The following is a 23,204-nucleotide window of genomic DNA, read 5'->3' on the forward strand; positions in this document are numbered from 1 at the left end:
CCGCCGCCCGCCACTGCGCCTATTCCGGGGGGCATGCGAATTCTGTTTCTTGGCGATGTCATGGGCCGCGCGGGACGTGCGGCGATTACCGAAACCCTGCCCCGTCTGCGCGCGGACTGGCGGCTCGATTTTGTCGTGGTGAACGGCGAAAACGCCTCCAACGGCATGGGGCTCTCGGGCGATCATGCCAAGATCCTGTTCGATGCCGGGGCCGATTGCGTGACCCTGGGCGATCATGCTTTCGATCAGAAAGACATGCTGCAATACATCGAACAGGACAGCCGCATCGTGCGGCCCCTGAACTTTGCCAAGGGCGCGCCCGGACGCGGGCACCGGCTATTCACCGCCCGTGGCGGCCAGAAGGTGCTGGTGACGCAGGTGCTGGGACAGGTGTTCATGAAACGCGCCTTTGACGACCCGTTTGGCGCTGTCGAAAGCGTGCTGAAATCGCACCCGCGCGGTGGTCTGGCGCAGGCGATCATTGTCGACATGCATTGCGAAGCCACGTCGGAAAAGATGGCGATGGGTCATTTCTGCAATGGCAGGGCCTCGCTGGTTGTGGGTACCCATACCCATGTGCCGACGGGCGATGCCCAGATCCTCGAGGGCGGCACCGCCTATCTGAGTGATGCCGGCATGTGCGGCGACTACAATTCGGTGATCGGCATGGACAAGGCCGAGCCGATGCGCCGGTTCCTGACCGGCATGCCCAAGGGGCGCTTTACCCCAGCCTCCGGGGCGGCGACGCTGTCCGGCGTCTATGTCGAAACCGATGATCGCACCGGGGCCGCCAAACGCATCGAGATGGTGCGCCAGGGCGGCCTCCTGCAACAGGCCGCCCCCTGACCCCTGCACCCGCGCCGTTTGCCCTCAGGCTCGAACGCCGCCCAGCCGGGAGCAAACCCGGCCTGTGCCGCATTGAACGACAGGCTTAGCGTCGTTTTGCTGCCGGTTCGCGCCCCTTGCGCGTCCACGCTTCCGACGAGCGGGGGCTCCTGCCTCACGCAGGCCTTCGGCGCGTTGGCGTCGGCACTGACAGCGCCCGGGCCTCCGGATCAAACGCCTCACGCGGCTCTCGACCCTGCCAGCTCCGCACGATCTCATTCCCATTTCCCCGCCGACCCCAAAACCTCTCCGCCCTCTTCATGCCCAACGCCAGCTCAGGCTGACCGCCGGATGATCGGTAGGCATGGAGGGCCGGTCACGAAGCACGGGCCTTTGTCCAGTGGCGACGGTCCCGGTGCACAGCCGCAGAGATACGACCTGACGGTCGGTCGCACCACAAGACGGGGGCGCTCCCGCCCACGGCGCGCTGCTCTGGCCTGCGCCAGAGAAACGGCCGCGGTTGGGCCGGGCACCGCACGCAAGCGTGCGGTGCCCGGCCCAACGGGAGGAGGGCTTTTGTCAAAAAGCATGACGACGGGCGGGAGCGCCCCCGGCCTGTGTTCCGGTCTGTCATCACGCGACATCGGATGGCCGGCGACCGCCGCGGTGCCGGCGGCGCCCGGATGTCGTCCCCGCAACGGTGGCAGAGGCGCAGATCCTGCCGCAGTCACTGATTTTTTGCTGCGACAATCGCTTGCTGCGCGCCACAGGATCGGTGAAACTGCCCGTCGGCTGAAGCCCCGCCCCGGAGTGTGGCGGGCGCAACCCTGGCATACTGGATCTCTATGTTTCTCTTTCAATCGGGTGACACCTCAAGCGCAATTCTGGCGCTGCTGATCGTCCTTGGCATGTTCGTGGCCTTTCTGCGCGAAACCTACCCGACCGAAGTGGTCGCCCTCTGCGGCGTCTCCCTGATGCTGGTGACCGGCGTGCTGCCCTATGAACAGGCGCTGCCGGTGCTGGCAAACCCCGCGCCCTGGACCATCGCGGCGATGTTCCTGATCATGGGGGCGCTGGTGCGCACCGGCGCGCTGGATGCCTTCACCTCGGTCGCACGCAAGAAGGCCGAGGTCAGCCCGAAGATGGCGATCGCGCTCCTGATGGGCTTTGTGGTGATCGCCTCGGCGTTTGTGTCCAACACGCCGGTGGTGGTGGTGATGATCCCGGTCTTTATCCAGATCGCCCGCACGCTCAATGTATCGCCCTCCAAGATGCTGATTCCGCTGTCCTATGCGGCGGTTCTGGGCGGCACGCTCACCCTGATCGGCACCTCGACCAACCTGCTCGTCGATGGTGTGGCCCGCGCGCAGGGGCTGGCGCCGTTTTCGATCTTCGAGGTCACGCCCCTGGGCATCGTCGTGGTCGCGTGGGGCCTGATCTACCTGCGTTTCATCGCCCCGCGTCTGCTGCCGGAACGCGACAGCATGGCCTCGATGCTCTCCGACCGCTCCAGGATGAAGTTCTTCACCGAGGCCGTGATCCCCCCCGACAGCAACCTGATCGGACGCGAAGTCACCGGCGTGCAGCTGTTCAAACGCCCCGGCGTGCGGCTGATCGATGTGATCCGGGGCGATGACTCCCTGCGCCGCAACCTCGAAGGGGTGGAGCTTCAGGTGGGCGACCGCGTGGTCCTGCGCACCAAGATGACCGAACTTCTGAGCCTGCAACGCAACAAGGAACTGAAGCGGGTCGATCAGGTCTCGGCCGTGGAGACCAAAACGGTCGAGGTGCTGATCACGCCGGGCTGTCGTATGGTGGGCCGCAGCCTCGGCGCCATGCGCCTGCGCCGCCGCTATGGCGTCTATGTGCTGGCGGTGCACCGGCGCAATCAGAACATTGGCGTGCAGCTCGACGATCTGGTGGTGCGCGTGGGCGATACATTGCTTCTGGAGGGCGCGCCCGGCGACATCCAGCGCCTTGCCGCCGAGATGGATATGGCCGATGTCTCCCAGCCCACGCAGCGCGCCTATCGGCGCAGCCATGCGCCGGTGGCGGTGGCCGCAATGGTCGGGATCGTCATCGGCGCGGCCTTTGGCCTGGCACCGATCCTGATGCTGTCGATCCTTGCGGTGGCGCTGGTGCTGGCAACCCGCTGTATCGACGCGGATGAGGCGTTTTCCTTTATCGACGGGCGGTTGCTGGCGCTGATCTTCTCCATGCTGGCCATCGGGGCCGCACTTGAAAGCTCCGGCGCGGTCAAACTGATCGTCAGTGGCATTTCGCCGGTTCTGGCCGATCTGCCGCCGTTCTTCCTTGTCTGGGCGGTCTATCTGCTGACCTCGGTGCTGACCGAACTGGTCTCGAACAACGCGGTGGCCGTGGTGGTCACCCCGATTGCGGTGGGGCTTGCTCAGGCGATGGGGCTTGATCCGCGCCCGCTGGTGATTGCGGTGATGGTTGCGGCCTCGGCCTCCTTTGCCACGCCCATTGGCTACCAGACCAATATGCTGGTCTATGGCCCCGGCGGCTACAAGTTCTCGGACTTCCTGCGGGTGGGCATTCCGCTCAATCTCTCGATGGGAGTGCTGGCCTCGGCGGTCATTCCGCTGTTGTGGCCGCTCTAGGCACCTGACCACCGGGATGCGCGTCTTTTCGCGCATCTTGGCCGCATGTCATGCAGGTCCCCTTGCGACGGCCCCTGCCGCTTCCCACGTTTGTCTTTCGAGACAGACACAATTGGGAATGGGACCCATGCAAACAACCCGAAGAGCCTTTATCGCCGCCGTATTGGTGGCCGCCTCCGCCATTGTGATGGGCGCGCAGACCCGTGCCACGGAGCCTGCAAAACCACCGCTGGCCGAGACCGAGTGGACCCTGAGCCAGATCGAGGGCGAGACCCCGCTCGAGGGGCGTGGCCTTGACCTGAGCTTTGACGAAAACGGCCGCTTTGGCACCAGCGCCGGGTGCAACCGTTTTATGGGTGACGTCGAGATCGAGGGCGAAGAGATCACCTTCCCCGACAAGATCGCCGGCACCATGATGGCCTGCCCCGAGGGACTGGCGGAGCAGGAGGAAAAGGTGCTCTCGCTCCTTGCACAGGTGACGCGCTACCAAATGGAGCCCGACGCCCTGATCCTGCTGGACAGCGAGGGCAGCGAGCTGTTGCGCTATAGCCGCGAGGTCGAAGACGACAGCCTTGTGGAAACCAGCGGCTAAGACATGTGGTCAGGACGGGCGCACCCTGCCCCCCTGCGCTTTGGTCAGGCACTGCCGACATCTGCATTACCTGACAGCGCGCGTCGAACCGTCATCAGGATCTGGCCCAGCTTATTGAGGCCGCGCCCATCCGGGCCGCAGCCCCAATAGGCATCCATCGGCGCATTCTCGACCAGTTGTGCATCCCCGGTGCTCAGAAGGAGCTGCCAGGGGGCCGCGTGGGTCTGGAATTTGCACCTGACAGCGGTAAGCATGATGTCGTCCTTGACCTCTTCCCAATCCGCGCGCAGCGGTATGGCGCGTGTCATGCCAAGGGCTTTGGCCGCTTTTGGCTTGTGACAGCGGCGAATGCGTTCGCGGTGGTCGGCGTCATGAAACTTCATCGCCTGAAAGTAATGCTCCACCGTGCGCCACCGTGTGCCGCTAAACGCCACACCATAGGGAGCAAAGTTTGAAAACTCCGCGTAAGGGTCTGTTTGAGCATAAAAATAGATGGGTTCCGGGTGTAGGGACATCGGTATTGAGTATCTCACTTCAGGGGCATGGCGCCAGCCAAAGATGCATTCAACGGGTGTGCACACTTGTGGCGTCGGTCAGGCGATCTGATCCGAGCGTCCGGCTTGCCGGCCGGAAAACAGGCAGCCGCCCAGAAATGTGCCCTCCAGCGCGTTGTAGCCGTGATAGCCGCCGCCCCCAAACCCCGCCGCTTCGTCCACCGCAAACAGGCCGGGCAGTGGCGCGCCGTCTGCGCCGATCATCTGGCTGTCCAGCGTGGTGTGCAAACCGCCCAGTGTTTTGCGGGTGAGGATACTCAGCCGCGCCGCAATCAGCGGTCCGTTGGCGCGGTCCAGCAGACGGTGCGGCTTGGCCGTGCGAATGAGCCGGTCGCCGCGATAGTTGCGCGCCGCGTGGATCGCCTGAATTTGACGGTCCTTGGCAAAGCCATTGTCGACCTGCGCATCCCGCGCCTCGATCTGTGCCCGGATATGCGCTTCATCCAGCGCCACATCGCCGATCTCATTCATGCCCCGCACCAGATCCGAGAGGGTCTCTGCCACCACAAAATCGGCGCAGTGTTTTTTGAAGGCTTCCACCGGGGCCGGAGCCTTGCCGCCGGACAACAGCCGCGCGCGCAGCACCTCGGCCCATGTGCCAGAGGTGAGGTCCGGGTTCTGCTCGGAGCCGGAGAGGGCGAATTCCTTCTGGATGATCTTCTGGCTCAGGATGAACCAGCTGTAATCCTGCCCGCTCGCCAAGATCGCCTTCAGCGTGCCCAGCGTGTCAAACCCCGGCAGCGCCGGGTCGGGCAGCCGGGTGCCATGGGCATCAAACCACAGGGATGAGGGGCCGGGCAGGATGCGAATGCCATGGTTGGGCCAGATCGGGTCCCAGTTCCTCAGCCCCTCGCAGTAGTGCCACATGCGATCACCATTGATGATATGGCCGCCTGCGGATTGCGCCACCTTCAGCATGCGCCCGTCCACATGGGCAGGCACGCCCGAGACCATGCGGCTGGGCGCGGGGCCAAGACGCTCGGTGGGCCAGTTGGCGCGCACCATCTCCAGATTGCCGCCGATGCCGCCCGAGGCCACGATGAGCGAGGGGGCATAGACCTCAAACTCGCCCACCTCCTGCCGGTTGGTTTGTGCGCCGATGGGGCTGGTGTCTTCGGCCAGCACCTCACCCGAAACGCCTTTGATCTGGCCGCCCTGCTGGATGATGTGGCTGACCTGATGGCGAAAGCGCGCATCTATGCGACCAGAGGTCATATGCGCCTCGACGCGCCGGGCAAAGGGGGCCACGACGCCCGGCCCGGTGCCCCATGTGATGTGAAAACGCGGCACCGAGTTGCCATGCCCCTCGGCGCGACCATCGCCGCGCTCGGCCCAGCCCACCACGGGAAACCAGCGCAGGCCGAGACCGTGCAGCCACGGGCGCATGTCGCTGGCGGCGAACTCCAGATAGGCCTTGGCCCATTGTCGGGGGTAGTCGTCCTCGGGACGATCAAACTGTGCGCTGCCCGCCCAATCCCGCCGCGCCAGATCAAGGCTGTCGCGAATGCCCATGCGGCGCTGCTCGGGCGTGTCGATCATGAAGAGACCGCCCAGGCTCCAATGCACCTGACCGCCGAGGAAATGAGCAGGCTCCTGCTCCAGCAGGATCACCTGCTTGCCCCGGTCTGCCAGCTCATTCGCGGCCACCAGCCCCGCCAGCCCGGCCCCGATGACGATGACATCGGCGCTGTTGTCTCTCTGCGCGGCGGCCATGGCGCTCCTCCCCGATTGGCAATGCCCTTGGGTCTGAGCCTAGGCGCAAGGGGCCGCGCCGCGCAATCCTTGCGTGTGGTCTTGCCGTAAGGGTAGGGCATGCGCGGGGGAACGGGCAGGTGGGTGGAAATCTGCGCGGCGGGGGCTTGAGGTGTTGCGCCGCACCTTCGTGCGTCGCGTGGGGGCGGGGGCCGCGCCTTTGGCGCGGCCCCCGCCGGGCCCAACGCTTTTGGAGGTGGCTTTGCCACATTCACAAAAGGGGCGGGAGCTCCCCCTCCCTCGTGTGGTTTTGATCAGAGCGGCCAGAAGATCAGGATTGCGGGGATCGACACGGCGATCACGAGGATCTCCAGCGGCAGCCCCATGCGCCAATAGTCGCCAAACCGATATCCCCCTGGCCCCAGCACCAGCGTGTTGTTCTTATGCCCGATGGGGGTCAGGAACGCCGCCGAGGCTGCCACGGCTACCGCCATCAGAAACGGATCGGGCGAGACATCCAGCGCATTGGCCATGGAAATCCCCACCGGGGCCGCCACAATTGCCGTGGCCGTATTGTTGAGCACATCCGACAGCGTCATCGTCACCACCATCAGCACCGTCAGGATCGCCCACGCGGGCATCCCCGCCGTCAGATCCACCAGCCCATTGGCCAAGAGTTCGGTGCCGCCGGATTTCTCCAGCGCCTGTCCCAGCGGGATCATCGACCCCAAGAGCACCACCACCGGCCATTCCACGTGGTCATAGATCTCTGCCACCGGCAGGATTTTCAACAACACATAGCCAATCGCCACCAGTCCCAGTGCAATCGGCAAATAGAGGAAGCCCACCGAGGCCGCCAGAACCGCCGCCGCAAAGAGACCAATGGCCCACCATGTCTTGTCATTTGCCGTCACCGAAAGGCCGCGCGCGGCGAGCGGCAGACAGCCCAGCCAGTCTGCCACCTCTGCGCCGCGATCACGTGGGCACAGGATCAGCAGAATGTCACCCGCCGCCACTTCGGTCTGGCGCAGGTGCTTTTTCAGCCGCTCACCCTGCCGGGCGATCCCCAAGAGAACCGCGCTTTGCCGCCACGCCAGCCCCACGGCCTGGGCACTGCGGCCAGCAATGCGGGAATGCTCCGGCACCACCACCTCGATCAACTCCAGCCCATCGCCTGCGGCCTTGAGTTTTTCTTCGCGCGCCGCATCCGAGAAATCGAGTTTCAGGGTGGTGCGGAACTCATCCAGCGCCTCGGGCGTGGCCTCCAGCACAATGGTATCGCCGGCCTGCAACAGCGCGCCCGAGGCACGACCATAGCGGCGCTGGCCGCTCCGGATCAGTCCAAGAATGGCCACATCGGCCTTCTCGGCTTCGGTATCCAGACTGCCGAGCCGCTGGCCGATCAGCTCAGATTCTTCGGGTACGGTGAGTTCCGCCACATAGGGGGCAAGCTGGCTCTCGGTTGCGCCTGCCGCGCCAGAGCGGTCTGGGATCAGCCGCCAACCGACCAGTGCCACAAAGGCCAGACCCGCCGCCGCCGCCGCAAGACCGACGGGGGCAAAGTCAAACATCTTGAACGGCTCGCCCAATGTATCATGACGGATCGTGGCGATGATGATGTTGGGCGGCGTGCCGATCAGCGTGGCCATACCGCCAAGGATGGTGGCAAAGGACAAGGGCATCAGGCTTTGCCCCGGCGCACGCCCCGCTTTGCGCGCGGTCTGAATATCCACCGGCATCAACAGCGCCAGCGCCGCCACATTATTCATAAACGCCGAGAGCACCGCACCCACGCTGCCCATCAGGGCAATATGCGCCCCAAGCGCGCGGCTCTGGTCCACCAGCGTGCGCGTGATCAGATGCACCGCACCGGATTTCACCAGCCCTGCCGAGACCACAAGCACCAGTGCCACCACCAATGTGGCCGGATGACCAAAGCCGGCAAAGGCGTCCTTGCTCTCCACCAGCCCCAGCACCACCGCCACCATCAGCGCGGCAAACGCCACCAGATCGTAGCGAAACCTGCCCCAGAGCAGGAGGCCAAAAACGGCGGCGAAGAGGCTGAAAAGCAGGGTCTGGTCCAATGTCATGCGGCCACTCTAGCTTCTGGCGTGGCGCTGACAAGGCGTTGAAATGAAATCCGCATCAATCGGCCCATGCCTGTCAACGCCACCGCACGCCCACCTCAGGCAAGCGCTCAGGATCTCGCCGCTCATACCCCAACCCATCGACGCGTGAGCCATCCGGCAACAGGCAGGCATTTGGTTGGCGGCCATAGGGTTGAAACCCCAGCCGACGTGCGAGTGCGGCACTGGCCCGATTGGGGGCGGCATGGCCGGTGGTGACACGCTGTGCCCCGAGTGCGCGAAATGCCATCTGGGTGACAGCGGTGACCGCTTCGCTGCCATAACCCTTGGCTTGATGCGTGTTGCTGACCCAGTAAGCGAGCCGGAAACGCGCCTCGTGCCAATGCGGGATCACGTCGATCCGACCGATCAGCTGCGTTTGCTGCCAGATGATATAGGGCAAGCGCTGGCGCCGGTTGAATGCGTCGATATCACGTGTCAGCCGCTGGCGCTGCCAGTCCGGGCTGGCTTCTTCAGCTGTGGTCCCCATCTCTTGATGAAACCAGGGCCAGAGTTCTGCGTGGTTCTTGCTGCGCACCTCCGCAAGTGCAGTGGCATCGTCACGGCGCGCAAGTCGCAGATTGAGCCTCTGGGTTTTTATCTGTTGCAGGGTAAACCCCCTTGGCTCTGCGTGATCGCCGGATGGGTATCGCATCGCAATGGCTCCTCTGCCTGCCCGACCAGATCAGCAGAAAATCCACTAAAGACCAAGGCTTGGCGCAACAGACCCTGCCTTCTGAGCAATGCATCGCCCGTCGACGCCATGCGGTCTGAGGGCCTCCCCTAAAAGCCCCGCCTTGAAAGCCTGTGCGCTCCGGGGCTATATGAGCGCCAGTTTCTGAAATCAAAACACAGGATGCACCATGGCAGGCCATTCCAAATGGGCAAACATCCAGCACCGTAAAGGTCGCCAGGATGCTGCGCGGTCCAAGCTCTTCTCCAAACTTTCCAAAGAAATCACCGTCGCTGCCAAGATGGGCGACCCGGACCCCGAGAAAAACCCGCGCCTGCGTCTTGCTGTCAAGGAAGCCAAGTCGAACTCGGTGCCCAAGGACGTGATCGACCGCGCCATCAAAAAGGCCACTGGCGGTGACGCGGAGAATTACGATGAGATCCGCTATGAGGGCTACGGCCCCAACGGTGTTGCGGTGATCGTGGAAACCATGACCGACAACAAGAACCGCACCGCCTCCACCGTGCGTTCGACGTTCTCCAAAAACGGCGGCAACCTTGGCGAGACGGGCTCCGTGGGGTTCATGTTCGAGCGCAAGGGCGAGGTCACCTACCCGGCTGAGGTGGGCGATGCCGACACCGTCATGATGGCCGCGATCGAGGCTGGTGCCGAGGATGTTGAAAGCTCCGAGGACGGTCATGTGATCTACTGCGCCGACACGGATCTGAACGAGGTCTCCACCGCGCTGGAGGGGGAGCTTGGCGAATCCGAGAGCACCAAGCTGATCTGGAAGCCAACCACCACCACCGAGCTGGACCTTGAAGGCATGCAGAAGCTGATGAAGCTGGTCGACGCGCTTGAAGATGACGATGACGTGCAACGCGTCACCACCAACTTTGAGGCCTCTGACGAGGTGATGGCGCAGCTCTGAGCCAGAGCGGTCTTAGGCTTGTAACGACGGCTCCGACCGGTTTGGTCGGGGCCGTTTTGCGTTTGGACACCGGCCTGCGGGAGCGGGGAGCCTGATTTGCAGGCGCGGCATGAGGTGTTGCGCTGCGCCCTGCGCATCGCGCGGGGGGCGGCGGCCGCGCCTTTGGCGCGGCCGCCGCCGGGCCCAACGCTTTCGGGGGTGGCTCCGCCACACCTGCAAAGGGGCGGGAGCCCCCCGCTCCGCGGTCGACCGTCCCTATGGGCGCAATACCCCCGCCGCCCGCAAGTCCGCCGGGTCAGGATACCACATCCGGTCCGGCGGCATGTCAAAGATCCGCGCTGCAAACTCCGGCCGCATGCCCTGTGCGATGAAATAGGCGCGATCCTTGTCCTGGGCGCCGAGGATATCGTACCAGGGCAGATGCACGGCTTCGCCCAGACCATAGCCGTGAAACCCCAATCGCGCGCCCGCCGACAGGTCTCGTCTGACCCCCGCCATAAAAAGGAGGGTGCAGGCCGAGCTGCACTCCCCCACCGCCCGGGTCGCCAGCCCCGCCTCGGCAATCACCTGCGCGGCCCCGCGCGCCTCGTAGACGTGCCCCCCCGGACTGCTCAGGCGGATCTCACGCACATCCGGGGCCTGGGCCAGCGTCTGCGCCAGGCGCGCCTTGAGGCCAAAGGTTATTTCGCCCTCGAAGATGACGGTGCGACCATCCGGGCCCAGCGTGAGCAGGTACAGCGCCTCGCGGGCGCGGCGCATCTTCTCGTCGTAGCGCTCTTCTGCAGGCGGACGGTGGGCGATCAGTATCATGTCCCACCACAGCGTCGCGCTCGCCAACAGAGCCAGCAGGCAGATCAGATAGCCTGCCCAGCTTGCAGCCATGGCGCCGGTATCGCGGATATGCGCCTCTGCCGCGCCATGGTAGCGCGCGATCTGCAACAGCAACAGGGCGGCATCGCCGGTGACCAGCAGATAGGCAAGCCAGCCGGGCAGATGCAGCGTCTGGTTCATCCCCCAGATGGCCACCAGCACCGCCCCCCGCGGCAGCACGAGCCGCCAGATGCTCTCAGCGAAGGAACCGCGTGGGGGAACTGCAAACACCGACATGCTGTCGCCCTCAGACCAACGCAGGGGCGCATCGCGGCCGTGCTCCCCCAGACCGCAGGAGCAGCGCCAGATGCGGAACGGGTCCAACACGCCCGGTCGGGTCCGGCTCTGCGACCGGCAGGTGATCCGCCCGGCGTCGGGGATTTGGACCAGCACCTGCACTCACGATCTGCATGGGTTCTCCCTCCTGTGGGATTTGCGGTGGCCCTGCCTCAGGCAATCACGCGCCCCGGCCAGCCCCACCACCAGCGCCTCGCGCGCCCTGCCCCATGACCGCAACATCGGGCACGTGTCTCGGTCAGGCTAGCACAGCCGCCTGCCCGGCGCATAGGCCGCACCAGTGCCAACCAGTGTCGCCAGTGTTGCACTGATCAGCGGCGACGACCGGACCATTTGCGTGGAGCGCAAGAAAGAGTGACACGGGCCGGATTGTCGCCGCGCCGGAAACACCAAACCTGTCTATTTCGGCTATTTCGCCCTGCAACGCCGATGCCCCCTGCACAAATCGCCAAAGTTTAATAAAATGTCATTCAGCTCGTCCTGCGGCGCATGTTGCCTGTCAACAGCCTGCCCCATGCCCCACGCAGGTCTCGCCCAGTCCTGTCGCCGTTATTTTCGAGAGAGTTACCATGACCACACCCGTTCTGAACCTCGACCCCGACACATTGCTGATGTCCAGCAAGGACGCCCGTGCGGCGGCCACGGCGCTGGCGCCGCAGTATCAGTCGCGCGCGCCCTTCCACTATGGCGGCTATGACACTTTCCTCAACCCGGAGATCCTGGAGCGCGTGCGCGAGGAGCTGAAGCAGCTGCCCGAGGCGGAGAACAGCTATGACCGCCCGCAGGAGAGGCTGAAGACCTCCTATGTGCCGGAACGCCTGCCAATGTACACCCGGCAGCTGTTCTATGCGCTGAACTCGCGCCCGGTGCTGGCCTTCGTCGAGGAACTGACCGGCATCAAGGGGCTGATCCCCGACCCCTATTTCGCCGGCGGCGGTGTGCATGTGGTGGCCAATGGCGGCCATCTCGACATCCATGCGGATTTCAACCACCACGCCGGTCTGAACCTGGAACGCCGGGTCAATATGCTGATCTACCTCAACAAGGACTGGCGCGAGGAATACGGTGGCTCCTTTGAGGTCTGGGACGAGAATATGTCCGGCAAACTTGCCAGTTACGTGCCGGAGTTCAACCGGATGTGCATGTTCTCCACCTCCTCCGAGAGCTGGCATGGCAACCCCGAGCCGGTGAACCACCCCGATGGCGAGCCGCGCATGTCGATCGCGCTTTATTACTACACCGCCACTTGGGACAGCACCCGCAAGAGCCATACCACGCTGTTCAAACCGCGCCCCGGCTCAAAAGACCAGCGTGACCGTCAGGTGGCCCGCCGAGAACTACTGCAAGATCTGCTGCCTCCGGTGATCCACCGCAAATTGGCATGGCGTCTGGAAAAGCTGGGATTCTAAGTCGCCAGAACGACGACAGCCCAGCAAAGGCAACGCAGGGCGCGCGCCACAGCGCGCCATGCCGCCCTGAAACTATCCGCGTTTGAAATCCAGCACCCGGCTCTCGGTCACGATCATGTCGAGCGGCTGGTCGGTGGGCTCCAGCGGCAGGCCTTCGGCTTCTTGCGCATCAAAGGCAAAGCCGATCGCCAGCGTGGCGCGGCGGCTGCGCAAACGTTCCAGCGTGCGGTCGTAAAAACCGCCGCCATAGCCCAGACGATTGCCCGCCGCATCAAAGGCCACCAGCGGCACGATCAGGATTTCGGGGTCGAAATAATCGTCCACTTCCGGAACCTTGGCGCCAAAAGGTCCATCGCGCAGCGCGCCCTCGGGTTGCCAGCGGCTGAACTCCAGCGGCAGGCCCGCGCCCTGAATGACCGGCACGCCCACGGGGCCATGGGCTGCGGCCTCGGCCATGACGGCCACCGGGTCGATCTCGGTGCGGATCGCCATATATCCCGCCAGCGGCACGCCGCGATAGCCCGCAAGCACCTCGGCCAGATGGCCCGCCGCGCCGGGGCGTTGCGCCTCAAACGCGCCCTTGCGACGCACAAAAGCCGCCTTGCGCGCCGCGGCCTTGATCGCCGCCAACTCCTCTGCGTCGTGATCCGTCTCGCTCATGTCCTGCTCCTGCCGACCTGTTACAGCAGTATCGCACCCGCAAGGCCCAGGAAGGCGAAAAAGCCCACAACATCCGTCACCGTGGTCACAAATGCACCCGAGGCCAGCGCCGGGTCGACACCGATGCGGTCGAGAATAACCGGGATCACCGTGCCCGCGAGCCCCGCGACGACAAGGTTGATCACCATTGCGGCAGCGATCACCACCCCAAGCATGGGCGTGCCGAACCAGACCACCCCGATGATGCCCATCACCAGTGCAAAGATGGCGCCATTGATCAGCCCCACCAGCACCTCGCGCCGGATCACCCGCCAGACGTTTGATCCGGTCAGGTCGCGGGTTGCCAGCGCGCGCACGGCCACCGTCAGCGACTGGGTACCTGCGTTGCCGCCCATGGAGGCCACGATGGGCATGAGCACCGCCAGCGCCACAAACTGCGCGATCGTTGCCTCGAACTGCGCAATCACCAGTGAGGCAAAGATCGCGGTGACCAGATTGACCGCAAGCCAGGGAAAGCGTTGCTTGGTGGTCTCGGACACATTGTCCGAGAGGCTGCCCTCGCCAACACCGGCCAGACGCAGGATGTCTTCTTCGTGTTCCTCGTCCAGCACTGCCATCGCGTCGTCGATGGTGATGGCGCCGACTAGCCGCCCGTCCTCGTCCACCACCGGCGCGGAGATCAGGTGATACTGGTTAAAGGCATAGGCCACGTCTTCTTCGTCCTGCGCCGCCGGGATGACCTGAAAGGTCTCCTCCAGGATCTCGATCAGGGGCTTGGTGCGGCGCGAACTCATCAGCCGGCCCAGGGTCACCTGCCCGACCGGATGCATGCGCGGGTCCACGATCACCACGTGATAGAACTGCTCGGGCAGCTCTTCGGCCTCGCGCATATGGTCGATGGCCTGACCCACGGTCCAGTGTTCCGGCGCGGTCACCACCTCGCGCTGCATCAATCGCCCGGCGGAGTTTTCCGGATAGGCCAGCGATTGTTCGATCGCCACCCGGTCGCTGTCTTCGAGCGCGCCGAGGATGGCCACCTGCTGCGGCTCTTCCAGATCTTCGAGCAGGTCGACCACATCGTCACTGTCGAGGTCGCGCACCGCATCGGCCAGAACCTGCGGGTTCAGGGCGGCAATGACCTCCTCACGGATGGATTCATCCAGTTCCGACAGGATGTCGCCGTCGAACTCCTGGTCGTAGAGCCGGATCAGCCGGCCCCGGTCAAAGGCGTTGATCTGTTCCAGAAGGTCGGCGATGTCGGCCGGGTGCAGCGGCTCCATCAGCTCGACCAGCGCCTCCCGGTCATCCCGATCCAGGGCAAAGAGGATCTGCGCGACCCGCTTGCGATCCAGCTCGTAGGCGTCTTCGCCCGTGACCTCTGCGTCGGGGGTGTTCTCGCCAGTCGTCATCCGCAGCCCTCCGGTTTTTCCGACTTCCTGTCTAAAGGATGCCCGCGGGGGAAAACAACGGTGCGTCAGCAATTTACCCCTGCGCCACTGCGGCCTATCCTGTGTCTGCGTGATTTGACAACAGGTGTGATGCGGCGATGGAACAAGATCTGATAGTGCTGGGCCGGGTGCTCTCTTTTTCGGCGTCGCCCTTTGATGCGGCCGGGCCGGAGGCGGCGATCGACCAATACGAGGCGATCGGCCTGCGCGGCGGCAAGATCGTGGCGCTCGGAACCAAGGCGGCATTGGTCAAGGCGCTGCCGGAGGCGCAGATCATCGACCATGGCGACAAGCTGATCGTGCCGGGGTTTGTCGATGCCCATGTGCATTATCCGCAGACCGCGATCATCGCCAGTTGGGGCAAGCGGCTGATCGACTGGCTCAATACCTACACCTTCCCAGAGGAAATGCGGTTTGGCGATGCGGGCTATGCGGCAGAGATCGCGGCGCGCTATCTGGATCTGACCACCGCCTGCGGTACCACGACGGTGGCGAGCTACTGCACCATCCATCCCGAAAGCGTCGAGGCACTGTTTCAGGCGGCGCAGGCGCGCGGGCAACGCGTGGTTGCAGGCAAGACCTGCATGGACCGCAACGCCCCCGAGGGCCTGCGGGATACGCCGCAGAGCGCCCATGACGACAGCGCCGCGCTGATCCAGCGCTGGCACGGTGTCGACCGGATCACCTACGCCATCACGCCGCGGTTTTCACCCACCTCAACGCCAGAACAGCTCGACGCGCTCGGCGCGCTTTGGGCCGCGCACCCCACCTGCCTGATGCAAACCCATCTGAGCGAGCAACTCGACGAGATCGAATGGGTGCGCAGCCTGTACCCCGAGGCGCGCGACTATCTCGACACTTACGAACAATTTGGCCTTCTGGGCGAAGGCGCTCTCTTTGGCCACGCCATCCATCTGGAACCGCGCGAACGCGACCGGCTGCGCGAGGCGCGCGCAAGCCTCATTCATTGCCCCACCTCCAACACTTTCATCGGCTCCGGCCTTTTTGACATGCAGGGGCTGATACAAGAGGGGCAACGCATTGGCCTCGCGACCGACACCGGCGGCGGGTCGAGCTTTTCGATGCTGCGCACCATGGCCGCCGCCTATGAGGTCGCTCAACTGCGCGGCACGCCTTTGCATCCGGCGCAACTGCTGTGGCTGGCGACCCAGGGCTCTGCCACAGCGCTCGGACTTCAGGACATGGTGGGCAATCTCGCGGTGGGTATGGAGGCCGATCTGGTGGTGCTCGATCTTGCCTCAACCCCCGCCATTGCCCAGCGCGCCGATCGTGCGAATGACCTCTGGGAAGCGCTGTTCCCCACCCTGATGATGGGCGATGATCGCGCCATATCCGAGGTGCGCATCAACGGCCGCAAGGCGCACTGACAGCATCTCAAGGCAGCGCCTGCCAGCGCCGCCCCCCCTTCACGGGTTGCGACCGGATCGCCTAGTCGCCGTTCGCCAGAGCGCGGGTCATCGCGCCATGCCGTTGGATCACCGCCGACATGTCGAGCGTGGTAACCTGGCCCTGTGCTACCACCCGGCGCCCCTCGACGAACAGGTCGCGCACCTGGCGCGGCCCCGCCAGAACCAACGCTGCCGGATCCCAGCTGCCGCTGGAGGCAAGGCCGGAGACGTCCCAGACCGCCAGATCTGCGCGTTTGCCGACCGCAATACGCCCGCAATCCGGCCGCCCGAGCACATCCGCACCACCGCGGGTGGCGATCTCCAGTGCCTCATAGGCGGACATGGCATCCGCGCCATTGACGACCCGCTGCAGGAGCAACGCCTGACGTGCCTCATCCCAAAGGTTGGCCATGTCGTTGCTGGCAGAGCCATCGACCCCCAGCCCCACCTTGACGCCCGCATCCCGCATCTGGCGCACCGGCGCGATGCCGCTGCCAAGGCGGCAGTTGGAACACGGACAATGAGCCACGCCGGTGCGGGTTTTGGCAAAGAGATCAATCTCCTGCCCGTCCAGTTTCACGCAATGCGCGTGCCAGACATCATCGCCGGTCCAGCCCAGTTCCTCGGCGTATTGACCGGGGCGGCAGCCAAATTTCGCCTCGCTATAGGCGATGTCCTCGTCATTTTCCGCCAGATGGGTGTGCAGCATCACGCCCTTGTCGCGCGCCAGCACCGCCGCGTCGCGCATCAATTCCCGGCTGACCGAGAATGGCGAACAGGGTGCCAGCCCCACCCGGCACATGGAGCCTTCGCCGGGATCGTGGAACGCATCCACCACCCGGATCATATCCTCAAGGATGTCGGCTTCGCGCTCCACCAAGGCATCTGGCGGCAGGCCGCCGTCGCTTTCGCCAATGCTCATTGCGCCCCGGGTGGGATGAAACCGCAGACCCACCTCGGCGGCGGCATGGATGGTGTCGTCCAGCCGTCCACCGTTTGGAAACAGATAGAGATGATCCGAGGTCAGGCTGCATCCCGACAGCGCCAGCTCTGCCAGACCAAGCTGGGTGGAGATCTGCAAATGCTCCGGCCCCATGCGCGACCAGATCGGATAGAGGGTCTGCAACCACCCAAACAGCAGCGCATCCTGCCCACCCGGCACGGCGCGGGTGAGGTTCTGATAGAGGTGGTGATGGGTGTTGACGAGCCCCGGCGTCACCACGGTGCCACTGGCGTCCACGGTTGCCTCTGCGCCTTGCAGGTCGTGCCCGATCTCGGCGATCACGCCGTCCCGCACCCGGATGTCGGCGGATTTCAACACCCGCCGGTCATCATCCATGGTCAGCAGGGTTTCGGCGTTCTTGAGTAGAAAAGTTTCGGCGTTCTTGAGTAGAAAATCAGTCATGGCTTCACGCTCCAAAATCTGCCCGTTTCATAAGGTGGAGGTGAAGAGACGCCGACGGAATACGGGCAAAGGACTCGGCGCGGGTCCATTGCTAGCCCAGCGCCCGCATCCGGGGCAAGCCGGACAATCGGAAAAACTGTTTCTCCGCTTGCCATCAAGTGCCCAGGGCGGGCGCGGCTGTGATCAGGATTCCTGCAGGTGTGCCAGTGCCGCCGCGTGAATCTCCGGGTTTGCGGCGGCAAGCGCGCGGCCACCGTCATGGGCCGGGCCGCCCTCCCAATTGGTGACGATGCCGCCTGCGGCCTCGATCACGGCGATGGGGGCCTGGATGTCATAGGCGTTCAATCCGGCCTCGATCACCAGATCCACCGTCCCCGCCGCCAGCAGCGCATAGGCGTAGCAATCCATCCCGTAGCGGGTCAGCTTGACGTGGCGCGCGACGCGTTCGAACCCGGCGCGATCCGCAGCGGTGCCGACCTCCGGAAAGGTGGTGAACAGGATCGCATCCTCAAGCGCATTGGTCTTTCGGGTTTGCAACGGGAGCGTGCCATGGGGGCCGATCACCTGAGCATGCCCCCGGCAGCCCTCGAACCGCTCACCGATATAGGGCTGATCCATGACGCCCAGCATCGGACCGTTCGCATCCGACAGCGCAATCAGCACCCCCCAAGTGGGTGTACCGCTGATAAAGCCACGCGTGCCGTCGATCGGATCCAGCACCCAGGTCCGCCCGCTGGTCCCTGCGGTGGGCGCAAATTCTTCGCCCAGAATACTGTCCTCGGGGCGCAACTCGGCCAACACGGCGCGCATCGCCTCTTCGGCGGCGCGATCCGCCACCGTCACCGGATCAAAGCCTGCTTCGAGCTTGTTGTCCGCCGTGGTGGCCGTATTGCGGAAATGCGGCAGGATCGCCGCGCGTGCCGCATCGGCGAGGCGGCGCGCAACGTCCAGATCGGACAAGGTCGCGGAATTGGTCATGAAAACGGGCTCCGGTCATTGCAGGGCTGGTCCCCGTCGCGTGCCATGGCGCGTCAGGGCAATCAAGCCCAAAGCCGCAGACACGACATCGCCGCGCCCGGACCGCATGAAAAAAGGCCGCCCGAAGAGCGGCCTTTCAGATTACATCGACGTCAGCCTGGCTCTCAGGCGACGTCACTCAGCACGCGCGCCAGTTCGAACAGGCGGCGGCGCTGGTTCTCCGGAATGGCGTAGTAGGACCGCACCAGATCGAGGGCCTCCTTGTCGCCCATCAGATCCGCGGGTACGCGCGCCTTTTCGGCCACGGCCTTGTCCTCGTCCTGCAACCCTTCGAAGAAAAAGCTGACATTGACGTCGAGGGCATCGGAAATATCCCACAGCCGCGAAGCACTGACGCGGTTTGCACCGGTTTCGTACTTCTGGATCTGCTGAAACTTGATGCCAACCTTTTCCGCCAATTGCTGTTGCGTCATTCCGATCAACCAGCGGCGATGACGAATGCGTTTCCCCACATGTGTATCGACGGGATGTGCCATTTTGTTATTCTCCCAGTTACGGCATTCCAGAAGCCTGCCACGTTACATTACGACCATTTCCGGAACCACGTACCGATGGCGCATCAATTCGTCATCGGAGTTCATTTGTTTCGGGTCAGAAGTTCAGTATTGTGGAAAGTGTACGCCCTTCTTGGTTGAATTCAAGTAAAGCAGCACGCGCGCAACGGGCTCGCCCCTCAAACATATGATTTAATGCATCAAAAATTAGCGCGAAATACGGTAAGACGACGGCGAATGGCGTCTCCCCATAAATGGTGAGCCGTTTTTTGCCGGTTTACGAAGCAGCGTTTTGACCGAATCAATCAAGAGCGAATCAGTAAGGAAAAGAGGCATGCTATCCTTTCGTATAGGAAAACACGAGACCCCCGGTCAGCTGCAACAGGTCGAAATACCGGATCCTGAACAGGGGGAAATTCAGATTGAAATTCACGCCTGCGCCCTGAACTTTGCTGATCTCCTGATGACCGAGGGACGCTATCAGGACACGCCGCCGCTGCCCTTTACGCCGGGGCTGGAATGCGCCGGAATCATTACAAAACTCGGATCTGATATTTCGAATTTCGAAATTGGGGATCGCGTGGCGGTGTTTTGTAGCCAGGGCGGGCTGGCCGAATACGGGGTTTTTGACGCGGCCCGGGCGGTTCGCCTGCCGGATGCGGTCAGCTTTGACGATGCGGCCGCATCGCTGATCGCCTACGGCACCAGCCTGCTGGCGCTTCAGCACCAGGCGCGCCTGAAGGCCGGGGAAACCCTGCTGGTTACCGGGGCGGCTGGCGGCGTGGGGCTGACCGCGGTCGAGATCGGCAAGCGCCTTGGCGCGACCGTGATTGCGCAGGCCCGGGGCGCGTACAAACTGGCGGTGGCCAAGGCTGCCGGCGCAGATCACCTGATCGATGCCTCCGAGGACCTGCGGCAACGGGTCAAGGACCTGGGCGGGGCGGATGTGGTCTATGACGCGGTGGGCGGCGACACCTGGACGGCGGCGTTTCGGGCCACCAATCCGGGCGGGCGTCTGATCCCGATCGGGTTTGCCGGCGGCGAGGTGCCACAGATCCCGGCCAATCATCTGCTGGTCAAGAACCTGACCGTGATCGGCTTTTACCTCGGCGGATTGGTGAAGCTGCGCCCCGAGGTGGGGCAGGATACGTTCAGCACGCTGATGACCTGGCTGGCGGAGGGGCAGATCACCCCGCACATCAGCCACCGGCTGCCGTTGAGCGAAACCGCGCGGGGGCTGGAGTTGATCCGAACCCGCGCGGCCACCGGCAAGGTGGTCATACAACCCCGAGCTGCGCACCCGGGCTGACCATATCGGTGCCAACGGCACGCAGGCCCGGCTGCGACAGGCCGGAGAACCCCTGACGGATCAGACCGGCCAGGTGCTCGACATATTGGGCGCGCGCCCGGTCAGATCCATAGAGGTTGATGTGCTGGACCGGCAATGTGGGCAGGCTGCCGCCGTGGTCGATCACCTGCTGGTGCGCGGGCTGGGTGCCCTCCAGCAGCACGCCCACCGCCAGATCCGCACTGACGGTCGCCTCGACCGTGCGGTCGGACTCGCTGTCCACCGCCATTTCCCACGGGATGCCCGCATCATCGAGCGCCGCCGTCGCCAGGCTGCGGAAGATACAATTGCGGCAGAAGCCGATGCGCAGCGGTCGCTGACGCCAGGTCTGGCCGCTCAATGCCCCGATCCAGCGCAACGGCATCTGGTGGATGGTCTCCCCGCCCGCGCCCGCAGAACTCTCGGTGGTGACAATCAGGTCAAAGCGCCCCTGATCGAAGTCCATCTTCAGATCGCGCGTGTTGGAGGTGCAGAGATTCACCTTCACCCGCGGGAACTGCACATTAAAGCGCTGCATCACCATCGGGATCACCGGATGCACCACATCGTGCGGCACCCCCAGCGTCACCTCGCCCTCAAAGGCCTGATCGGTCAGGCGGGTGATGATCTCGTCATTGAGGCTCAGCATCTTGCGCGCAAATCCCAAGAGCTGCTCGCCGGCCGCGGTCAGGCCGATATTGCGCCCCGTGCGATCCAGCAGCTCCACGCCCAGCATCTCTTCGAGACGCTTGAGCTGCATCGACACTGCCGATTGCGTCAGATGCAGGAAAGATGCCGCGCGCGTGACACCGCCGGTGTCGGCGACCGCCACGAACGAGCGCAGCGTGGTGACGTCCAGATTTCTCATTATCACACTCCTTGATGGACACCTTCAAAATCATTCGTTTTGAGAATGACACATTCCTCCCATATAGATCAATACCAGTGATGTAACAACGACAACTCATCACAAAACAATCTATGGAGATCCGTCATGGCAAATAGTCTGTCCCAACACACCTGCCTGCCCCAGCGCCGGGCGTCCGTATTCTCAAGGCTGGGCGCGGCCCTGGCTCTGCGCCGGCAACGTCACAACCTGGCGCAACTCAGCGATGCGCAGCTCAAGGATATCGGCATTGATCGCACGCAGGCCGATACCGAAGCCCGGCGCAGCATGTGGGATGCCCCGGAACACTGGATGCGCTGAGCCCACCCACATGATCCGATACACACGTACAACAGCCGCCGGAACCGGCCCAACCGACACCCCCTGACCGGTTCCGGCAAAAAATCTATAATTGTGGCTTCGCTTTTGCCCTGATCCTGCCCGGAAACCCTTGAACCGGCGGGCACAAATGCCAATATTCAGGGCAACAGGCAGATCCGCGTCGCGGGTGTGCTCTGAGGGAGAATCTAGACGGAGACCATGATACATGGCACAGTTTGACAGCATTCGATCTGCTGCCGGTGCGCGCAGCGCCGAGATCGACGCCGGGCTTCGCGCCCATATGAACAAGGTCTACGGCACCATGTCCGTGGGCACACTCATCACATTCCTCGCCGCCTGGGCGATCGCGGGCCTCTCGGTCACCTCCGATCCGTCTGCGGCCGTCGCGCAGCTGAGCAGCGATACCTACCTGACCAACTTCGGCTACGCGATCTATGCGTCGCCGCTGAAGTGGGTGATCATGTTCGCCCCGCTGGCCTTTGTCTTCTTCGGCTTTGGCGCTGCGGTGAAGCGCCTCTCCGCCGCTGGCGTGCAGCTGGTGTTCTACGCATTTGCCGCGCTGATGGGCCTGTCGATCTCTTCGATCTTCGTGGCGTTCACCGGCGAGAGCATCGCGCAGGTGTTCCTGATCACCTCCATCGCCTTTGCGGGTCTGTCGCTGGTGGGCTACACCACCAAGAAAGACCTGTCCGGCATGGGTTCGTTCCTGATCATGGGCGTGATCGGCCTGATCGTGGCGTCGGTGGTGAACATCTTCCTGGCCTCCTCCGCGATGGCCTTTGCGATTTCCGTACTGGGCGTGCTGATCTTTGCCGGTCTGACCGCCTATGACACCCAGCGCATCAAGAACGACTACCTTGAGATGGTCCACGCCGGTGACCAGGATTGGCTGGCGAAATCGGCGATCATGGGCGCGTTGAGCCTCTATCTGGACTTCATCAACATGTTCATGTTCTTGCTCCAGCTGCTTGGGAACCGCGAATAACCGCACACTCCCAACTGACAGACAGCCGGGGCGGATCAGATCGATCCGCCCCTTTTCTTTTTCAGATCCGTGATTTGATTTCGACACGACCCAAGGATTGACCGATGAAGATTGAACCCATTGGCCCCGACCGGGCCGCATCTCTGGTGCCCCTGTTGCAGGATCTGCACGCGCTGCATGTCGCGCATCAGCCTGAACGCCACACCGCGCAGCCCTCAAGCGACCATCTGTGCAGCTGGCTTGAGGACTGGCTGGCACAGCCCGGCATACACGCCCTTGCGGCCGTCAGCCCGCAGGACGCCATCATGGGCTATCTGATCTATGAAGTGGAGGATCGTCCCGCCCTGCCCGTGCGCCCGGCAGAGCGGCGCGCAATGGTGCACCACATCACGGTCGCACCGGCCTTGCGCCGGATCGGTGTTGGCAAGGCGTTGATGACGCGCATGAAGCAGGACGCTCTTGAGAAAGGGGCCGATGTGATCGGTGTCACCTATGCGCCCTTCAACGCGGCCTCAGCGGCCCTGATGCGCCATTTCGGGCTGGAGCCGGTGATCACCATGGCCGAGTGGCGGGCGGAGCCCCACACCCGCGGCTGAGCCGGGCGGGCCTGCAGCTCC

The 23,204-nt window shown here is 63.9% G+C and carries 21 protein-coding genes; 10 read left to right on the forward strand and 11 right to left on the reverse strand.

The features are described from left to right. The first annotated feature begins 33 nt into the window (after positions 1–33). From MHM88_RS06485 to MHM88_RS06495, 3 genes are all read left to right on the forward strand, one after another. Positions 34–846, forward strand: a complete 813-nt coding sequence (locus tag MHM88_RS06485; RefSeq protein ID WP_239361527.1) for a TIGR00282 family metallophosphoesterase — start codon at positions 34–36, stop codon at positions 844–846. Between the two features lie 824 nt (positions 847–1,670). Further along, entirely contained in the window at positions 1,671–3,449 is a 1,779-nt protein-coding gene (locus tag MHM88_RS06490) for an SLC13 family permease (RefSeq protein ID WP_239361528.1), read from the forward strand. 127 nt (positions 3,450–3,576) lie between these two features. Beyond that, the gene (locus tag MHM88_RS06495) at positions 3,577–4,041 is read left to right on the forward strand and encodes an META domain-containing protein (RefSeq protein WP_239361530.1); all 465 of its coding nucleotides are present in this window, start codon (positions 3,577–3,579) and stop codon (positions 4,039–4,041) included. A gap of 44 nt (positions 4,042–4,085) precedes the next feature. Here MHM88_RS06495 and MHM88_RS06500 read toward each other — a convergent pair whose 3' ends face one another. The 4 genes from MHM88_RS06500 to MHM88_RS06515 all read right to left on the reverse strand — a co-directional run bounded on the left by MHM88_RS06500 (position 4,086) and on the right by MHM88_RS06515 (position 9,068). Then, complete coding sequence (locus tag MHM88_RS06500) at positions 4,086–4,556, reverse strand: NADAR family protein (protein WP_239361531.1); 471 nt, start codon at positions 4,554–4,556, stop codon at positions 4,086–4,088. A 78-nt stretch (positions 4,557–4,634) separates the two neighbouring features. Next, positions 4,635–6,308: an FAD-binding dehydrogenase gene (locus MHM88_RS06505; protein ID WP_239361532.1), complete on the reverse strand. Its 1,674-nt coding sequence runs from the start codon at positions 6,306–6,308 to the stop codon at positions 4,635–4,637. A 293-nt stretch (positions 6,309–6,601) separates the two neighbouring features. Next, a complete protein-coding gene (locus tag MHM88_RS06510) occupies positions 6,602–8,377 on the reverse strand; it encodes an SLC13 family permease (protein ID WP_239361533.1) in 1,776 nt (591 codons plus the stop codon). Between the two features lie 73 nt (positions 8,378–8,450). Further along, complete coding sequence (locus tag MHM88_RS06515) at positions 8,451–9,068, reverse strand: GNAT family N-acetyltransferase (protein WP_239361534.1); 618 nt, start codon at positions 9,066–9,068, stop codon at positions 8,451–8,453. A gap of 208 nt (positions 9,069–9,276) precedes the next feature. Between MHM88_RS06515 and MHM88_RS06520 the strand changes: the two genes are divergently transcribed. Next, entirely contained in the window at positions 9,277–10,017 is a 741-nt protein-coding gene (locus tag MHM88_RS06520; protein WP_239321061.1) for a YebC/PmpR family DNA-binding transcriptional regulator, read from the forward strand. Between the two features lie 255 nt (positions 10,018–10,272). Here MHM88_RS06520 and MHM88_RS06525 read toward each other — a convergent pair whose 3' ends face one another. Next, entirely contained in the window at positions 10,273–11,280 is a 1,008-nt protein-coding gene (locus MHM88_RS06525; RefSeq protein ID WP_239361538.1) for a hypothetical protein, read from the reverse strand. Positions 11,281–11,753: 473 nt separating this feature from the next. Here MHM88_RS06525 and MHM88_RS06530 point away from each other — a divergent pair, with 473 nt between their 5' ends. After that, a complete protein-coding gene (locus MHM88_RS06530) occupies positions 11,754–12,593 on the forward strand; it encodes a 2OG-Fe(II) oxygenase (RefSeq protein WP_239361540.1) in 840 nt (279 codons plus the stop codon). Positions 12,594–12,665: 72 nt separating this feature from the next. Here MHM88_RS06530 and MHM88_RS06535 read toward each other — a convergent pair whose 3' ends face one another. Then, on the reverse strand, positions 12,666–13,253 hold the full coding sequence (locus tag MHM88_RS06535; protein WP_239361541.1) for a 5-formyltetrahydrofolate cyclo-ligase: 588 nt from the start codon (positions 13,251–13,253) through the stop codon (positions 12,666–12,668). Between the two features lie 20 nt (positions 13,254–13,273). After that, positions 13,274–14,662: a magnesium transporter gene (gene mgtE, locus MHM88_RS06540; RefSeq protein ID WP_239361546.1), complete on the reverse strand. Its 1,389-nt coding sequence runs from the start codon at positions 14,660–14,662 to the stop codon at positions 13,274–13,276. Positions 14,663–14,799: 137 nt separating this feature from the next. Here mgtE and guaD point away from each other — a divergent pair, with 137 nt between their 5' ends. Next, complete coding sequence (gene guaD, locus MHM88_RS06545) at positions 14,800–16,089, forward strand: guanine deaminase (RefSeq protein WP_239361550.1); 1,290 nt, start codon at positions 14,800–14,802, stop codon at positions 16,087–16,089. Between the two features lie 61 nt (positions 16,090–16,150). On the opposite strand, the gene MHM88_RS06550 is transcribed toward guaD, so the two are convergent. The 3 genes from MHM88_RS06550 to MHM88_RS06560 all read right to left on the reverse strand — a co-directional run bounded on the left by MHM88_RS06550 (position 16,151) and on the right by MHM88_RS06560 (position 19,029). After that, positions 16,151–17,515: an 8-oxoguanine deaminase gene (locus MHM88_RS06550; protein WP_239361551.1), complete on the reverse strand. Its 1,365-nt coding sequence runs from the start codon at positions 17,513–17,515 to the stop codon at positions 16,151–16,153. 183 nt (positions 17,516–17,698) lie between these two features. Next, a complete protein-coding gene (gene hisN, locus MHM88_RS06555; RefSeq protein WP_239361553.1) occupies positions 17,699–18,493 on the reverse strand; it encodes a histidinol-phosphatase in 795 nt (264 codons plus the stop codon). A 164-nt stretch (positions 18,494–18,657) separates the two neighbouring features. Then, positions 18,658–19,029: a helix-turn-helix domain-containing protein gene (locus tag MHM88_RS06560; RefSeq protein ID WP_239321038.1), complete on the reverse strand. Its 372-nt coding sequence runs from the start codon at positions 19,027–19,029 to the stop codon at positions 18,658–18,660. 352 nt (positions 19,030–19,381) lie between these two features. On the opposite strand from MHM88_RS06560, the gene MHM88_RS06565 reads away from it, so the two are divergent. After that, positions 19,382–20,356, forward strand: coding sequence for an NADPH:quinone oxidoreductase family protein (locus MHM88_RS06565; RefSeq protein ID WP_239361555.1), 975 nt, complete (start codon positions 19,382–19,384; stop codon positions 20,354–20,356). Here MHM88_RS06565 and MHM88_RS06570 read toward each other — a convergent pair. After that, positions 20,325–21,242: a LysR family transcriptional regulator gene (locus tag MHM88_RS06570; RefSeq protein WP_239321032.1), complete on the reverse strand. Its 918-nt coding sequence runs from the start codon at positions 21,240–21,242 to the stop codon at positions 20,325–20,327. The genes MHM88_RS06565 and MHM88_RS06570 overlap by 32 nt on opposite strands. A 126-nt stretch (positions 21,243–21,368) precedes the next feature. Here MHM88_RS06570 and MHM88_RS06575 point away from each other — a divergent pair, with 126 nt between their 5' ends. The 3 genes from MHM88_RS06575 to MHM88_RS06585 all read left to right on the forward strand — a co-directional run bounded on the left by MHM88_RS06575 (position 21,369) and on the right by MHM88_RS06585 (position 23,183). After that, positions 21,369–21,581 carry a DUF1127 domain-containing protein gene (locus MHM88_RS06575; RefSeq protein ID WP_239361556.1) on the forward strand — a complete coding sequence of 71 codons (213 nt, stop codon included), beginning with the start codon at positions 21,369–21,371 and terminating at the stop codon, positions 21,579–21,581. Positions 21,582–21,807: 226 nt separating this feature from the next. After that, positions 21,808–22,587, forward strand: a complete 780-nt coding sequence (locus MHM88_RS06580) for a Bax inhibitor-1/YccA family protein (RefSeq protein WP_239361557.1) — start codon at positions 21,808–21,810, stop codon at positions 22,585–22,587. Between the two features lie 104 nt (positions 22,588–22,691). Then, on the forward strand, positions 22,692–23,183 hold the full coding sequence (locus tag MHM88_RS06585) for a GNAT family N-acetyltransferase (protein WP_239361558.1): 492 nt from the start codon (positions 22,692–22,694) through the stop codon (positions 23,181–23,183). Positions 23,184–23,204 lie beyond the last annotated feature (21 nt).

Origin of the sequence: Epibacterium sp. MM17-32, assembly GCF_022348205.1 — a bacterium.
Classification (GTDB): Bacteria; Pseudomonadota; Alphaproteobacteria; order Rhodobacterales; family Rhodobacteraceae; genus Epibacterium.

Excerpts from the sequence above, each read along its gene's own strand:
- MHM88_RS06485 (WP_239361527.1), top strand. The coding sequence starts at position 34 with ATGCGAATTCTGTTTCTTGGCGATGTCATGGGCCGCGCGGGACGTGCG.
- MHM88_RS06490 (WP_239361528.1), top strand. The coding sequence starts at position 1,671 with ATGTTTCTCTTTCAATCGGGTGACACCTCAAGCGCAATTCTGGCGCTG.
- MHM88_RS06495 (WP_239361530.1), top strand. The coding sequence starts at position 3,577 with ATGCAAACAACCCGAAGAGCCTTTATCGCCGCCGTATTGGTGGCCGCC.
- MHM88_RS06500 (WP_239361531.1), bottom strand. The coding sequence starts at position 4,556 with ATGTCCCTACACCCGGAACCCATCTATTTTTATGCTCAAACAGACCCT.
- MHM88_RS06505 (WP_239361532.1), bottom strand. The coding sequence starts at position 6,308 with ATGGCCGCCGCGCAGAGAGACAACAGCGCCGATGTCATCGTCATCGGG.
- MHM88_RS06510 (WP_239361533.1), bottom strand. The coding sequence starts at position 8,377 with ATGACATTGGACCAGACCCTGCTTTTCAGCCTCTTCGCCGCCGTTTTT.
- MHM88_RS06515 (WP_239361534.1), bottom strand. The coding sequence starts at position 9,068 with ATGCGATACCCATCCGGCGATCACGCAGAGCCAAGGGGGTTTACCCTG.
- MHM88_RS06520 (WP_239321061.1), top strand. The coding sequence starts at position 9,277 with ATGGCAGGCCATTCCAAATGGGCAAACATCCAGCACCGTAAAGGTCGC.
- MHM88_RS06530 (WP_239361540.1), top strand. The coding sequence starts at position 11,754 with ATGACCACACCCGTTCTGAACCTCGACCCCGACACATTGCTGATGTCC.
- MHM88_RS06535 (WP_239361541.1), bottom strand. The coding sequence starts at position 13,253 with ATGAGCGAGACGGATCACGACGCAGAGGAGTTGGCGGCGATCAAGGCC.
- mgtE (WP_239361546.1), bottom strand. The coding sequence starts at position 14,662 with ATGACGACTGGCGAGAACACCCCCGACGCAGAGGTCACGGGCGAAGAC.
- guaD (WP_239361550.1), top strand. The coding sequence starts at position 14,800 with ATGGAACAAGATCTGATAGTGCTGGGCCGGGTGCTCTCTTTTTCGGCG.
- MHM88_RS06550 (WP_239361551.1), bottom strand. The coding sequence starts at position 17,515 with ATGACTGATTTTCTACTCAAGAACGCCGAAACTTTTCTACTCAAGAAC.
- hisN (WP_239361553.1), bottom strand. The coding sequence starts at position 18,493 with ATGACCAATTCCGCGACCTTGTCCGATCTGGACGTTGCGCGCCGCCTC.
- MHM88_RS06560 (WP_239321038.1), bottom strand. The coding sequence starts at position 19,029 with ATGGCACATCCCGTCGATACACATGTGGGGAAACGCATTCGTCATCGC.
- MHM88_RS06565 (WP_239361555.1), top strand. The coding sequence starts at position 19,382 with ATGCTATCCTTTCGTATAGGAAAACACGAGACCCCCGGTCAGCTGCAA.
- MHM88_RS06570 (WP_239321032.1), bottom strand. The coding sequence starts at position 21,242 with ATGAGAAATCTGGACGTCACCACGCTGCGCTCGTTCGTGGCGGTCGCC.
- MHM88_RS06575 (WP_239361556.1), top strand. The coding sequence starts at position 21,369 with ATGGCAAATAGTCTGTCCCAACACACCTGCCTGCCCCAGCGCCGGGCG.
- MHM88_RS06580 (WP_239361557.1), top strand. The coding sequence starts at position 21,808 with ATGGCACAGTTTGACAGCATTCGATCTGCTGCCGGTGCGCGCAGCGCC.
- MHM88_RS06585 (WP_239361558.1), top strand. The coding sequence starts at position 22,692 with ATGAAGATTGAACCCATTGGCCCCGACCGGGCCGCATCTCTGGTGCCC.